The organism is Pedobacter riviphilus (assembly GCF_014692875.1).
GTDB lineage: Bacteria > Bacteroidota > Bacteroidia > Sphingobacteriales > Sphingobacteriaceae > Pedobacter > Pedobacter riviphilus.
This window is the reverse complement of record NZ_CP061171.1, coordinates 1,646,882-1,662,846: the sequence shown is the minus strand read 5'-3', so window position 1 is coordinate 1,662,846 and position 15,965 is coordinate 1,646,882. Positions and strand designations below refer to the sequence as shown.

The window sequence follows — 15,965 nt, the reverse complement described above, 5'->3', positions numbered from 1 at the left end:
TTTTAATCAATTGCTACCGGGTTCATTTGAATATCCAATTTGGCAAATTTTAAAACCTCTATACTTTGAAAGCCAAAATCTTCAACCACCTTGCCCAGAATAAGGTAACAGCCCTTTCCTTTAAAAGGATACATGGGCGTGGTATTTGGAAAATGGGTTGTGTCAAAAAAATCGCCGTTGGCATCTAAAAAAGTACCGAACCACATTTTGGTATTTTTAATGGTATGCACTGTTTTTTCGCATACATAATTGCCTACCATCTTTACCGTTTTACCTAAGTGTTTATGCATATCGGCTGCCATGGTATCACCACGATAAGGGGTTTTCAGAAAATCGAACATTTTATAATTAAGCGGATAACCCAATAACTCCAGTTCTGTATAAGCATTTTCCAGTTCCGAATCGGCCAATGCGGGGAGCTGATAGGTTTTGTAGCTTAACTTAAACAGTTCGGCGTGGTTCACTTTCTTCTGTTTAAAGCCAAGGTAGTTGTGCACATCCCAAAGCAGGGTTTTCCGATCTTTTCCGGTAAAGCGCAAGGCACCCAAACGGATTAAAATAATCGCTTGCTCCAGCGAAATACAGCTCCTTTTTACAAAATCTTCGAGATCAAGATACGGGCCATTCGTCCTGCGTTCGTGCGGGATGATTTTGATGTTTTTTTCTTCCAGTCCTTGAACACCAATAAAGCCCAGATAAGTATCTTCGCCATTTATATTCACGACCTCATCGCTATGGTTAACACAGGGTAAATGTACCCTAGCTCCTGTTTTTTGCAGTTCGTGTACGTAAACCCATCGACTGTAAAAACCGCCATAGTTATTCAGTACGGCTACCATGAATTCCATGGGGTAATAGGTTTTGAGATACAAACTTTGATAACTTTCTACTGCAAAAGAGGCAGAATGTGCCTTAGAAAAACTATAACCGGCAAAAGAAGAAATCTGTCGCCAAACTTCGGTAATGAGTTCTTCTGAGTGCCCTTCCTTTCTGGCTGAGGCAAAAAACTTATTTACCAATTCATCAAAAGCCAGTTTAGACCGGTATTTACCACTCATGGCTTTACGGAGAATATCGGCATCGGCCAGATCTAAGCCTGCAAAATAATGGCATACTTTGATTACATCTTCCTGATAAACCATTACGCCATAGGTTTCACTAAGCTGCTGTTTCATTACATCGCACAGGTACACCACTTTATCGGGGGCATGGTAACGTTCGATATAGGATTTCATCATGCCTGAACTGGCCACCCCTGGACGGATAATGGAACTGGCTGCCACCAGGGTAAGGTAGTTATCGCATTTCAGTTTTTTGAGCAATTGCCGCATGGCTGGCGATTCGATATAGAAACACCCGATGGGCTGCCCTTCTTTAAGGATACCGTTCAATTTCTGGTCTTCTTTAAAAGTTTTAAAATCGTGAATGTCGATATCCTTTCCTTTATTTTTTTTAATGAGCTGCACGGCTTCGCGGATATGGCCAATACCCCGTTGACTTAAAATATCGAATTTTTCGTAACCAATGGCTTCGGCTTCGTACATATCCCATTGTACGGTTGGGAAACCTTTTGGTGGCATATCCAAGGCGGTATAATAGGTAATCGGTTCTTCAGAAATCAAAATCCCTCCGGCATGGATAGAACGCTGATTGGGCATACTTTTCATGTAATGGTGTACAGCCAATAATTTCTGGTAAGTAACATTCATTAAATTTTCGTGTTCTTTGGTTGGGTCGGTAAAACTATCTATTTCGCCTTTGGGCAAACCTAAAACCTTACCAATCTCCCTGATAATTGCCCGGTCTTTAAAAGTGCTCATGGTACCTAAAAAAGCAACATGCCATTTGGGATAGCGTTCAAAAATATAACGTTGTATCACCTCCCTTTCGTCCCAGGAGAAATCGATATCAAAATCTGGCGGACTCGTCCGTTTTTCGTGCAGGAAACGCTCGAAATACAGATCAAGATCGATCGGATCTACATCGGTAATGCGCAAGCAATAAGCCACAATGCTATTAGCACCCGAGCCACGGCCCACATGGTAAAAACCGCATTTATTCATGGCATACCTTACAATATCGAAGGTGATGAGAAAATAGGCACAGAAATTTTTAAGTTCGATGATGCGCAATTCTTTTTCCAGCCGCTCTTTTGCAATCTTATTGTTTTCTCCATAACGATATTTCAGGCCTATCTGAGCTAGGTTACGTAGCATTTTTTTATCGCCTAACATGCCTTGCTTCGTGTAGTAGTATTTATTTTTAGAAGTAGGCGTGGGTTTATCTTCAAAATAAACACTTAAATCGCAGCTATTGATCAGTTTCTGTGTATTCTGAACGATGAAAGGATACTGTTCAAATTGCTGGGTTAATTCTACTTCCGGAATCAGGAATTCATCCGAATCGCATTTCTGCTCATCGGGTACTTTACTTAAAAGGGTATTTAGCTCGATCGCCCTAAAATATTCGTGCAGGCGATAGGTAATCTTATCACTAACGGTAACAGGATGCCACACCAACAATTTTTCTTTTTGTTTTAAAAGCGGGTGCTGGTATAAAAGATTAAGCTGTTTGGCCCGGATGCCTACAAATTCATTTGCTTTTAGTACTCGGTTAAAAGATTTTTGAAAGGAGTAAATGATGTAGACATTCTCCATTTCGGGCGGAACTTCTGGCAGCGGAGTGTTGTAAATATTATGATGGCTTAAAAATTCATTCAACTCACGCATTCCTTCTTTATTCTTTGCAATACCAACATACAACAATCTGTTATCGATCCGGAATTCGATCCCTGATACCGGTTTAATCTGATACGGAATATTGCCTTTATGTATTTCGTCGGATTCTTTGGCAATGCCTTGTTTGTAACACTCGCGAATAAACTCTACTGCACCGGTTGAGTTATTGATATCAGTGAGTACCATTTGGTGAATACCTAAACGCCGGGCAGTAGCAATTAACTGACCGATACTCTGTGTGCCATACTTTAGGCTATAAGAAGAATGTACATTTAAAAACATCGCTAATCATAAGATTTAGTACCTATTGTTCCTTTTTCGCTCATAAAGCTTCTGATTTTTGAGCGTTTCCTTACTTCCTGCTGTTCTTCTTCTGTTTGGTTTTCGATTAATATTTTCTTTTTTCGGGGATTGTACTTGATTATTTTCCCCGTTTCATCGCGGGGGGGTTGGGTAACAATACAGGCTTTTACCACCGCTTCGGCACCATACTGGTTGCGTACTTTATCCATGGCCTGGTAAAGGCTATATTCTTCTTCGGCGATATTATATAAACCAATTTGCTCATAGCCGCTTACCAAGTGCGAAAGTTTCACGCCTACCAGCCGCAACAACATCCGTTTTGAATATACCTTCTCGAACAGGCTATGTGCTTTGTTAATCAGAAACGAATCAAGCGAGGTATAAGGAATGCGTTCTTGCTGGGTAACCGTTTCGAAATTGGTATAACGTACAGTTACGGTAATGCAGGCCGTTAGTTTTTTCTGGTTACGCAGCTGGAAGGTTAGTCCGCTAACCATTCCTGTAATAATGGCTTTTAGTTTGGCCATATCCATAGTATCACTTTCGAAAGTGGCCTGTGTACCGATTGATTTTCTCTCTCGGTAAGGCACCACAGGCGAAAGATCGATACCGTTTGCTTTTTGCCATAAACTTAAACCATGCTGGCCTAAAATTTTAAACATGAGCTGTTGAGGAATCTGTGTAAGCGTAAAGATTTCGCGAACGCCCATTTCGCTTAATTTTTTATAGGTAGCATGACCAATACCCGGAATTTTATGAATAGACAAAGGATCGAGAAAGGGCCGCAATTCAGGAAAAGTAACCTGCCGTTCGCCACCAGGCTTAGATTCGTTCGTGGCTATTTTGGCTACGGTTTTATTGATAGACAAACCGAAGGAAATGGGTAATCCCATCTGTTTAATAATAGTTTGCCTAAGTTCTGATGCGAATTTCATACAGCCAAAAAAGCGGTCCATGCCCGTCATATCGATATAATGTTCGTCAATGCTGGCTTTTTCGAAAAGGGGGACTTTATCGGCAATAATTTCGGTAATATCATGTGATGCCTTGGAATATTCTTCCATATCACCTTTTAAAAATATAGCCTGTGGACACAGCAATTTTGCCGTCCTGCCGGGCATTGCAGCATGTATGCCGTACTGGCGTGCTTCGTAACTACAAGAGGCTACCACACCCCTATCGCCACCACCACCAATAATTACGGGTTTACCCAACAGCTTGGGATTTTTTCTGATTTCTACAGATACAAAAAATGCATCCTGATCCATATGAATAATCTGCCTTTCTTTATCCATTCTCGTATTATAAGGATGATCAAGATCAAAAATACTAATATTTTTAGTTTTATAAAAAATCAAGATTGATTATTTTTAAACAAAATACTAACAATTTTAGTTTTTCAGTCAAAAGAAACCCTTAAGAAAAATAGCTTGTGAAGACACAGGCCATGACATCAGAATTAGAAGATTCTTCGCTGTGTTCAGAATGACAGAAAACGAGGATTACGATCGCACAAACAAAAAAATGCCTCCAATTTTCATCAGAGGCATAGAACTAAAAAATTAAAATATATTGTAAATCTTAACTGTGCTTATTGTTTTACAATTTTAAACTCCGTTCTTCTGTTGAGCTGGTGTTCTTCTTCGGTACAGTTTACCCCGTTGCCGCATTTGTTCAACAGTTGTGTTTCGCCATAACCTTTTGCAGCAATTCGGTTTTTATTAATACCTCTTGATATGATATACTGTACAGCAGATTCGGCTCTTTTTTGTGACAGATTTAAGTTATAACTATCCTTGCCCCTGCTATCGGTATGGGAGTTTAATTCGATCCAGATGGTGGGATTATCAGTCATGATTTTAACCAGTTTATCTAATTCTATGGCAGCATCAGCACGAATATTCCACTTATCGAAATCGTAATAAATATTTTCCAGCTTAATTGCTTTATTTATTACAACAGCTTCTAAATGCAGGTTTTGTGTAAGTACACTCGAAGTTGTTAAGCCAGTGGTTGTCAGGTTTTTTATATCAGACCTATAGTTGGTTTTCTCTGCCGAAACATTGTATTCAGATTCTTTTGTCAAGTTAAATTGATAAGCTCCACTCTCATCGGTTTCGGTTTTTAAAATATTACCGTTTACTTTTGCCAACGTTACCAATGCACCTGCAATAGGCTGCTTGCTATCTTTATCAAACACCCTGCCTTCTAATTTGAAAGCCAGGATCATTTTCTGATCGATGGTATAAATATCATCGCTACCTACTCCCTCCTCGCGATTAGAAGAAAGATAAGCAATATTACCTTTTTCGTTTAAACTAAAGCCAAAATCATCCTGTGGGGAGTTGAAAGGATAACCCATATTTTCGATCTGGCTAATCTCGTCTTTCTCTCTTAAAGCCCGATACACATCTAATCCGCCCATTCCAATTCTACCATCGCTAGAAAAGTAGAAGTTATTCTTTCCATCAAAAACCGGGCTGCGTTCGTTACCTTCGGTATTTACGTCTTTCAGGTTAATGGGCTTACCCCATGTACCAGCATCTGTTTTTAGGCAAACATAAATATCGGTACCGCCTAACCCACCTGGCATATTTGAAGCAAAATAAAGACTATTTCCATCGCTGGTAATAAAAGGATCACCTACGGAGTAACCGTTTACATTATTATAAGCAAATGAAACCGGTTCGCCCCAAATACCATTAGTACCTTTTGTACTACTAAAAATTTCTACATTAACGGTTGTTGGCTGTTTTTTTAAGCGCTCCAGCTCATCGGTAATACGGGTTAGCGTAAAATACATGGTTTTGCCATCAGCTGTAAAGCTTGCCGAACCCACATGGTAGCTAGTACCTGCTTTTATAGGAAATAACTGAAGGCTATCGCTTGGCGACGGTTTGATGTATAGTTTCAGGTATCCATTACCCGTCCAGCCGTACACTTTTTTATCGGGTTCTTTAGATCCGTCGAATTTTAAAAATGGTTTACTTTCTGAAGAGTTTAATTTACTGTTTAATCTATCGGAAGTAAATACAACTCCTCCCTGGTAGTTAACTGCACCCCAATCTGACTGTGCGCTATTTAAAGCTTTTTGGTTGATGAGCTCAATTTTCTTTGGATTTCTGATCCATTTCAAAGCAGAATCGCAAGAGGCAAGCCAAACAGCCTGCTGCTTTTCTGATACATTTTTCTTTTTATCGATGTAATTGAGGTACTGGTTTTTTGCTTCGCTATATTTCGAATTACTCTGTAAAGCTTTGGCATAACCCAAAATATTCTCAGGATTACTACCTGGCATTTTAGCTGCAATGGCATACCAGCTTTCGGCCTGTTTGTAGTTATAAACAAACGTATAAGCATTTGCTAATCGCTCTGCGGCATGTAAAGTTTCTTTCTTTTTATAGGCTTGTTCGTATAAATCTATTGCCTTGCTGTAATTAAACAGTTCGTATTGCTTATCGGCATCTTTTAATACATACTGCGCATTTGCCGAAAAACTGAATGCAAATAAACAATATGCAGAAAGGAAAGTACCTATTAAAATTTTCTTCATTATGTTGTAGGAATAGTTGGTCAAAAATGCCGAATATAGTTAATTTAAAATACCCTTGGAGTTGCCAATCTTACGTTTTGTCTGATAAAAGAGTAAGCGATAGAAATCTCATGTGTTCCACTGCTGTAGCCCTGTAGCGGACCGATTGAGAAATCGTAACCATAGCCGATCCTGAGTTTTTGTGATGGAAAAATCTGTATCGCTGCTACGGCAGAGTTGCGGGGCGTAAGATCGCGCTGCAAATAGCTTTTATTATACAGTTTTACTCCGGTGCGGTACGAACCGCCAACCCAGATAAAATCTTTGATCATCAAAAATGCATTCAAATCCAAACTCGTTGGGCCTCCCCGGTCGTCTTTTAACAGGAAAGAAGGTTTAACCTGAAAATCTTCAGAAAGCGGAAACAATGCCCCCGCGGTAAGGTAGTAATGCGGTTTTGGCTGTGGAATAAAGGCGTAGCGGTCTATATTGATATAAGTGGCAATCAGGTTATCGGCAGAAAAACCGGCATAAAACTTATCGTTGGCAAAGTAGATACCTGCCCTTGCATCTGGCACAATGGTGCTCTGCATGCCAACTGGCTGGTTAGGCTCCGGATTGTTCGGGTTCAGCAGCGAACCGTCTATCCCTAACTGCACCATTCCAACGCCAAGACCGAGCGCTAACCTCGAGCTACCATCATCGTTCATTCTGATTCGGTACGAATAGTTGCCATAAATGCTTAGGTTGGTCTGTGCGCCAAGTTTATCGCTTGCCACCTGAAGGGCCAAGCCTACGTTACCGCTGTTTGCAATGGCATCTACCGCCAGCGACATGCTTCGTGGTGCCCCGGTAATACCTGTCCACTGGCTCCGGTAAAAGCTGTGCACATTCAGCACTTCTTTATACCCGGCATAAGCTGGATTGATATAAATCCCGTTGAACATATATTGGCTATACTGGGCATCTTGCTGTGCAGATGCCTGCCTCGCAAGCAACAAAAACGAACCTGCTATTAACCATATTAATTTCTTCATCATCTTAATATCTTAAAGTACAGTCTGGTTAAAACCAGACTGTACAAAGCCTCATATCTTATTTTTTAAACGCTCTGATTAAGGTTATGTAACCTTTAAACACTTCATACTGATCGCTTCCTGCTTTTTTAACCCGTAGTAAGTAGTAGTAAGTACCCTCGTTCAAGCCTTCGCCCGTCCAGTTATTCTGGTAGCCTTTGGCATGGAATACTTCATTGCCCCAACGGTTAACAATTTGCAGTTCGTTAACCTGGTATTGGTTAATTCCCAATATTTCGAAGGTATCGTTTATACCATCACCGTTTGGTGTAAACAGGTTAGGTATGGTAAGACCTGCAAAATTAGCCGTTAAGGTTACTGCTGCCACATTGGTATAATAGCCAAAAGCATCTTTTACCCTATAAGTAAAGGTATCATCCCCAGTGTAACCAGGATCAGGCGTATAGGTAATTGTACCATCAAGGTTCACCGTTACTTTACCATGTAGCGGCTGACTTACAATTTCTACGGTTAATTTATCAAGGGTAGAATTTCCAGGATCATCATTTGCCAATACATTAATGATAACTGGTTTATTTGCCACTGTACCAGCCACATCATCAACAGCTTTTGGCGATTTAGGAAATGCGATAACTGTTGGAGTATTGTTGTTTTCGGAAGTCCCTGAAACATCAGTTACATTAACGCCACCAAGCGTTTTGGCATTTACGGTTGCAGTATTGGTTACAGTTCCCAGATCTTTATCGGCCTGTGTTAAGGTATATACTTCAACATCGGTTGTAGTGGCTCCAGGGGCCAGACCACCAGGTACCGTGATTACCTTATTGTTTAAGCCAATTTTGGCATCGGTTAAGGTAATGCTATTTAAAGTATTGGTTCCTGTATTCTTGATTGTAAACGTATAGGTTACCTGATTACCGCTAAATGATGCTGTTTTAACCAAAGTTATAGCACCCATAACCGGAATCTGTGTTACGGTTGGTGTATTGTTGTTTTCGGCTGTACCAGAGATATCGCTAACGGAAACATTTGCTGGTGTTTGGCCAGTAATGGTTGCACTATTGGTTACACTTGCGGCATCTTTATCTGCTTGTGTTAACTGGTAAACATAACTATCGGTTACAGTAGCGCCCGGAGCAAGTGTACCAGGAATTACCTTGTTCAGTCCAAGTTTCGCATCTACCAGCGTAATAATATGCAGGGTTACATTTCCGGTGTTTTTAACACTGAAATTATAAGTAATGCTATTTCCATCGCTACTTAAGGTACCTGTTTTAACCAAAGTGATGGTCGATGCCGGAGCAATTACTGTTACTGTTGCATCATCAACAGCCGATGTATTCGGATCATCAGATTTAGGTTTGTTTAAAGTACCACCATTTGGTGTTTGGGCACTTGCCGAAGCCTGGTTGGTAAACGAACCGGCATTTACCTCGGTTAAGGTAACCGTATGTTTAGCTGTAACCGTTACACTTGCACCCGGCAGTAAACTCGCAATACCAGCTGGTAATATCGATCCTGCATCGGCACCGGCATCTGTAACTGTAATGTTTGTTAGGGTTACATTACCTGTATTGGTTACTACAATGTTGTAATTAATTACATCGCCAGCCTTGCTCACCGAATTGGTGGCTACTTTAGTCAGGCTCATTGCTGGTGCTGGTACCAAAGTTACCGTTACGGGAATAGTTACCGTTGTAGTACCACCCTTGCCATCACTTATGGTTACTGTGAAAGTATCGTTACCCACATAACCCGGAGTTGGTGTATAGGTGTAAGTACCATCAGCATTTACCACTACTGTACCATGTGCAGGCGGAGTACTTACGGTAAAAGTTAAAACGTCGCCATCTACATCGCTAGCGGTTATTGTTCCGTTGGCTGCTGTATTTTGTGGTGTGGTAATGGCTGGCGAAGATGCAACAGGTGCATCGTTAACCGGGCTTACGGTAACAGGAACAGTTACCGTAGTGGTGCCTCCTTTACCATCACTAACAGTCACGGTGAAAGTATCAGGACCGTTATAGTTTGCAACAGGTGTATACGTATAAGTACCATCAACATTCACCACTACTGTTCCGTGTGCTGGAGGTGTAGTTACGGTAAAAGTAAGCGGATCGCCGTCAGCATCGGTCGCCGTAACTTTTCCGTTAACCGGGGTATCCTCAGGGGTAGTAACTGCTGGTGCAGTTACAACAGGCGCAACATTGGTCGGGTTAACGGTTACGTTGATTGTTACCGTTGTAGTTCCACCTTTACCATCACTTACAGTTACGGTAAACACGTCAGTACCACTGTAGTTATTGGCCGGTGTATAACTATAAGTTCCATCTGGGTTAACTACCACAGTACCATGCGCAGGAGATGTAGTTACCGTAAAGGTTAATGGATCTCCATCTATATCACTTGCTGTAATAGTTCCGTTAACCGAGGTATTTTTATTGGTTGTGATGGCTGGAGCAGTTGCAACAGGAGCATCGTTAACCGGACTTACGGTAACAGGAACAGTTACCGTAGTGGTGCCACCTTTACCATCACTAACGGTCACGGTGAAAGTATCAGGACCGTTATAGTTTGCAACAGGTGTATAAGTATAAGTACCATCAACATTCACCACTACTGTTCCGTGTGCTGGAGGTGTAGTTACCGCAAAAGTAAGCGGATCGCCGTCAGCATCGGTCGCTGTAACTTTTCCGTTAACAGGGGTATCCTCAGGGGTAGTGATGGCAGGTGCACTTGCAACAGGCGCACGGTTATCTCTAATGTTAACCGTAGCTGGTGCCGTATTTGCGGTAATTGATGGATTGCTGGTTGCAGCAGTCATGGTCAGTATCACCGTTTCTGTTCCTTCAGCAATGTTATCATCCAGTACAGGCACACTTACCGTTGCAGTGGTCTGTCCGGCCAGGATCGTCACCGTGGTACCGATCGATGTATAATCCAATCCGCTTGTTGCCGTACCTGTTACGCTATAAGTAATCTGCGTATCGGTTGCAGATACATTGCTTAAGGTAAAGGTGAACAGGCCCGGTGTACTCGGCTCTGCCCCATCGTTAGTGGCAGCAACTGTTACCGTTGCAGTGGTGTTATCAAGAATATTGATGCTTGCAGGTGTATTGCTCACCGTTACCAACGGATTGCCAGAACTGGTTAAAGTAGCAATAACCGTTTCGGTACCCTCAACAATATTGTCGGTTAATACCGGGATGGTAATCGTTCCGGTGGTCTGACCAGCCGGGATGGTAATGGTTTTGGTCACAATAGCTGAGTAATCACTTCCTTCGGTAGCCGTTCCACCTAAAGTATAGGTAATGGTGGTAGGCTGTGACGATGGGTTGCTTAACGTTACCGTAAAGGTTCCGTTAACAGGACCGTTTTCATTACCAGGTATACCAGCTGTGATGCTTGCAATCGAGCTATCGTTATCGGTAATATTAACCGTTGCTGGTGCCGTATTTGCGGTAATTGATGGATTGCTGGTGGCAGCAGTCATGGTCAGTATCACCGTTTCTGTTCCTTCAGAAATGTTATCATCCAGTACAGGCACACTTACCGTTGCAGTGGTCTGCCCGGCCAGGATCGTCACCGTGGCACCGATCGATGTATAATCTGTACCACTTGTTGCTGTTCCGCCAACACTATAAGTAATCTGTGTATCGGTTGCAGATACATTGCTCAAGGTAAAGGTGAACAGGCCTGGTGTGCTCGGCTCTGCACCATCGTTAGTGGCAGCAACTGTTACCGTGGCCGTGGTGTTATCAAGAATATTGATGCTTGCAGGTGTATTGCTCACCGTTACCAATGGATTGCCAGAACTGGTTAAAGTAGCAATAACCGTTTCGGTACCTTCAACAATATTGTCGGTTAATACCGGGATGGTAATCGTTCCGGTGGTCTGACCAGCCGGGATGGTAATGGTTTTGGTCACAATAGCTGAGTAATCACTTCCTTCGGTAGCCGTTCCACCTAAAGTATAGGTAATGGTGGTAGGCTGTGACGATGGGTTGCTTAACGTTACCGTAAAGGTTCCGTTAACAGGACCGTTTTCATTACCAGGTGTACCAGCTGTGATGCTTGCAATCGAGCTATCGTTATCGGTAATATTAACCGTTGCTGGTGCCGTATTTGCGGTAATTGATGGATTGCTGGTGGCAGCAGTCATGGTCAGTATCACCGTTTCTGTTCCTTCAGAAATGTTATCATCCAGTACAGGCACACTTACCGTTGCAGTGGTCTGCCCGGCCAGGATCGTCACCGTGGTACCGATCGATGTATAATCCAATCCGCTTGTTGCCGTACCTGTTACGTTATAAGTAACCTGTGTATCGGTTGCAGATACATTGCTTAAGGTAAAGGTGAACAGGCCTGGTGTGCTCGGCTCTGCCCCATCGTTAGTGGCAACAACTGTTACCGTAGCCGTTGTATTATCAAGAATATTGATGCTTGCAGGTGTATTGCTCACCGTTACCAACGGATTGCCAGAACTGGTTAAAGTAGCAATAACCGTTTCGGTACCCTCAACAATATTGTCGGTTAATACCGGGATGGTAATCGTTCCGGTGGTCTGACCAGCCGGGATGGTAATGGTTTTGGTTACAATAGCTGAGTAATCACTTCCTTCGGTAGCCGTTCCACCTAAAGTATAGGTAATGGTGGTAGGCTGTGATGATGGGTTGCTTAACGTTACCGTAAAGGTTCCGTTAACAGGACCGTTTTCATTACCAGGTGTACCAGCTGTGATGCTTGCAATTGAGCTATCGTTATCGGTAATATTAACCGTTGCTGGTGCTGCACCTGCAGTAATTGATGGATTACTGGTTGCAGCAGTCATGGTCAGTATCACCGTTTCTGTTCCTTCAGCAATGTTATCATCCAGTACAGGTACACTTACCGTTGCAGTGGTCTGCCCGGCCAGGATCGTCACCGTGGTACCGATCGATGTATAATCCAATCCGCTTGTTGCCGTACCTGTTACGTTATAGGTAACCTGTGTATCGGTTGCAGATACATTGCTTAAGGTAAAGGTGAACAGGCCTGGTGTGCTCGGCTCTGCACCATCGTTAGTGGCAGCAACTGTTACCGTTGCAGTGGTGTTATCAAGAATATTGATACTTGCAGGTGTATTGCTCACCGTTACCAACGGATTGCCAGAACTGGTTAAAGTAGCAATAACCGTTTCGGTACCCTCAACAATATTGTCGGTTAATACCGGGATGGTAATCGTTCCGGTGGTCTGACCAGCCGGGATGGTTATGGTTTTGGTTACAATAGTACTATAATCGCTTCCTTCTGTTGCCGTTCCACCTAAAGTATAGGTAATGGTAGTAGGCTGTGATGATGGGTTGCTTAACGTTACCGTAAAGGTTCCGTTAACAGGACCGTTTTCATTACCAGGTGTGCCAGCTGTGATGCTTGCAATTGAGCTATCGTTATCGGTAATGTTAACCGTAGCTGGTGCCGTATTTGCGGTAATTGATGGATTGCTGGTGGCAGCAGTCATGGCCAGTATCACCGTTTCTGTTCCTTCAGCAATGTTATCATCCAGTACAGGCACACTTACCGTTGCAGTGGTCTGCCCGGCCAGGATCGTCACCGTGGTACCGATCGATGTATAATCCAATCCGCTTGTTGCTGTTCCGCCAACACTATAGGTAATCTGTGTATCGGTTGCAGATACATTGCTTAAGGTAAAGGTGAACAGGCCTGGTGTGGCTGGCTCTGCACCATCGCTAGTGGCAGCAACTGTTACCGTTGCAGTGGTGTTATCCAGAATATTGATGCTTGCAGGTGTATTGCTCACCGTTACCAATGGATTGCCAGAACTGGTTAAAGTAGCAATAACCGTTTCGGTACCTTCAACAATATTATCTGCTAATACCGGAATGGTAATCGTTCCGGTGGTCTGACCAGCCGGGATGGTTATGGTTTTGGTTACAATAGAACTATAATCGCTTCCTTCTGTTGCCGTTCCACCTAAAGTATAGGTAATGGTGGTAGGCTGTGATGATGGGTTGCTTAACGTTACCGTAAAGGTTCCGTTAACAGGACCGTTTTCATTACCAGGTGTGCCAGCTGTGATGCTTGCAATTGAGCTATCGTTATCGGTAATGTTAACCGTAGCTGGTGCCGTACCTGCAGTAATTGATGGATTGCTGGTTGCAGCAGTCATGGCCAGTATCACCGTTTCTGTTCCTTCAGCAATGTTATCATCCAGTACAGGTACACTTACCGTTGCAGTGGTCTGCCCGGCCAGGATCGTCACCGTGGTACCGATCGATGTATAATCTGTACCGCTTGTTGCCGTACCTGTTACGTTATAAGTAATCTGTGTATCGGTTGCAGATACATTGCTTAAGGTAAAGGTGAACAGGCCTGGTGTGGCTGGCTCTGCCCCATCGTTAGTGGCAGCAACTGTTACCGTTGCAGTGGTGTTATCAAGAATGTTGATGCTTGCAGGTGTATTGCTCACCGTTACCAATGGATTGCCAGAACTGGTTAAAGTAGCAATAACCGTTTCGGTACCCTCAACAATATTATCTGCTAATACCGGAATAGTAATCGTTCCGGTGGTCTGACCAGCCGGGATAGTTATGGTTTTGGTTACAATAGTACTATAATCACTTCCTTCTGTTGCCGTTCCACCTAAAGTATAGGTAATGGTGGTAGGCTGTGATGATGGGTTGCTTAACGTTACCGTAAAGGTTCCGTTAACAGTACCGTTTTCATTACCAGGTGTACCAGCTGTGATGCTTGCAATTGAGCTATCGTTATCGGTAATGTTAACCGTAGCTGGTGCCGTATTTGCGGTAATTGATGGATTGCTGGTGGCAGCAGTCATGGTCAGTATCACCGTTTCTGTTCCTTCAGCAATGTTATCATCCAGTACAGGCACACTTACCGTTGCAGTGGTCTGCCCGGCCAGGATCGTCACCGTGGTACCGATCGATGTATAATCCAATCCGCTTGTTGCTGTTCCGCCAACACTATAGGTAATCTGTGTATCGGTTGCAGATACATTGCTTAAGGTAAAGGTGAACAGGCCTGGTGTGGCTGGCTCTGCACCATCGTTAGTGGCAGCAACTGTTACCGTTGCAGTGGTGTTATCCAGAATATTGATGCTTGCAGGTGTATTGCTCACCGTTACCAATGGATTGCCAGAACTGGTTAAAGTAGCAATAACCGTTTCGGTACCTTCAACAATATTATCTACTAATACCGGAATGGTAATCGTTCCGGTGGTCTGACCAGCCGGGATGGTTATGGTTTTGGTTACAATAGAACTATAATCGCTTCCTTCTGTTGCCGTTCCACCTAAAGTATAGGTAATGGTGGTAGGCTGTGATGATGGGTTGCTTAACGTTACCGTAAAGGTTCCGTTAACAGGACCGTTTTCATTACCAGGTGTGCCAGCTGTGATGCTTGCAATTGAGCTATCGTTATCGGTAATGTTAACCGTAGCTGGTGCCGTACCTGCAGTAATTGATGGATTGCTGGTTGCAGCAGTCATGGCCAGTATCACCGTTTCTGTTCCTTCAGCAATGTTATCATCCAGTACAGGTACACTTACCGTTGCAGTGGTCTGCCCGGCCAGGATCGTCACCGTGGTACCGATCGATGTATAATCTGTACCGCTTGTTGCCGTACCTGTTACGTTATAAGTAATCTGTGTATCGGTTGCAGATACATTGCTTAAGGTAAAGGTGAACAGGCCTGGTGTGGCTGGCTCTGCCCCATCGTTAGTGGCAGCAACTGTTACCGTTGCAGTGGTGTTATCAAGAATGTTGATGCTTGCAGGTGTATTGCTCACCGTTACCAATGGATTGCCAGAACTGGTTAAAGTAGCAATAACCGTTTCGGTACCCTCAACAATATTATCTGCTAATACCGGAATGGTAATCGTTCCGGTGGTCTGACCAGCCGGGATGGTTATGGTTTTGGTTACAATAGTACTATAATCACTTCCTTCTGTTGCCGTTCCACCTAAAGTATAGGTAATGGTGGTAGGCTGTGATGATGGGTTGCTTAACGTTACCGTAAAGGTTCCGTTAACAGTACCGTTTTCATTACCAGGTGTACCAGCTGTGATGCTTGCAATTGAGCTATCGTTATCGGTAATGTTAACCGTAGCTGGTGCCGTATTTGCGGTAATTGATGGATTGCTGGTGGCAGCAGTCATGGTCAGTATCACCGTTTCTGTTCCTTCAGCAATGTTATCATCCAGTACAGGCACACTTACCGTTGCAGTGGTCTGCCCGGCCAGGATCGTCACCGTGGTACCGATCGATGTATAATCCAATCCACTTGTTGCCGTACCTGTTACGGTATACGTAATCTGCGTATCGGTTGCAGATACAT

At 43.2% G+C, this 15,965-nt stretch carries 5 protein-coding genes; all 5 read right to left on the bottom strand.

Annotated elements, in window-relative coordinates; genetic code table 11:
* Positions 1-2: 2 nt before the first annotated feature.
* Positions 3-3,020 (bottom strand): DNA polymerase III subunit alpha, encoded by a 3,018-nt coding sequence (dnaE, locus tag H9N25_RS06690; RefSeq protein WP_190328360.1) that lies wholly within the window; start codon positions 3,018-3,020, stop codon positions 3-5.
* Positions 3,021-3,022: 2 nt separating this feature from the next.
* Positions 3,023-4,336, bottom strand: a complete 1,314-nt coding sequence (gene dinB, locus H9N25_RS06685) for a DNA polymerase IV (RefSeq protein ID WP_190329107.1) — start codon at positions 4,334-4,336, stop codon at positions 3,023-3,025.
* 296 nt (positions 4,337-4,632) lie between these two features.
* A complete protein-coding gene (locus H9N25_RS06680; RefSeq protein ID WP_190328359.1) occupies positions 4,633-6,594 on the bottom strand; it encodes an OmpA family protein in 1,962 nt (653 codons plus the stop codon).
* A gap of 44 nt (positions 6,595-6,638) precedes the next feature.
* A complete protein-coding gene (locus H9N25_RS06675; protein ID WP_223833632.1) occupies positions 6,639-7,613 on the bottom strand; it encodes a PorP/SprF family type IX secretion system membrane protein in 975 nt (324 codons plus the stop codon).
* 55 nt (positions 7,614-7,668) lie between these two features.
* On the bottom strand, positions 7,669-15,942 hold the full coding sequence (locus tag H9N25_RS06670) for a Calx-beta domain-containing protein (RefSeq protein ID WP_223833748.1): 8,274 nt from the start codon (positions 15,940-15,942) through the stop codon (positions 7,669-7,671).
* Positions 15,943-15,965 lie beyond the last annotated feature (23 nt).

Coding starts and splice junctions, on each gene's coding strand:
- H9N25_RS06680 (WP_190328359.1), bottom strand. CDS start 6,594: ATGAAGAAAATTTTAATAGGTACTTTCCTTTCTGCATATTGTTTATTT.
- dinB (WP_190329107.1), bottom strand. CDS start 4,336: ATGGATAAAGAAAGGCAGATTATTCATATGGATCAGGATGCATTTTTT.
- dnaE (WP_190328360.1), bottom strand. CDS start 3,020: ATGTTTTTAAATGTACATTCTTCTTATAGCCTAAAGTATGGCACACAG.
- H9N25_RS06675 (WP_223833632.1), bottom strand. CDS start 7,613: ATGATGAAGAAATTAATATGGTTAATAGCAGGTTCGTTTTTGTTGCTT.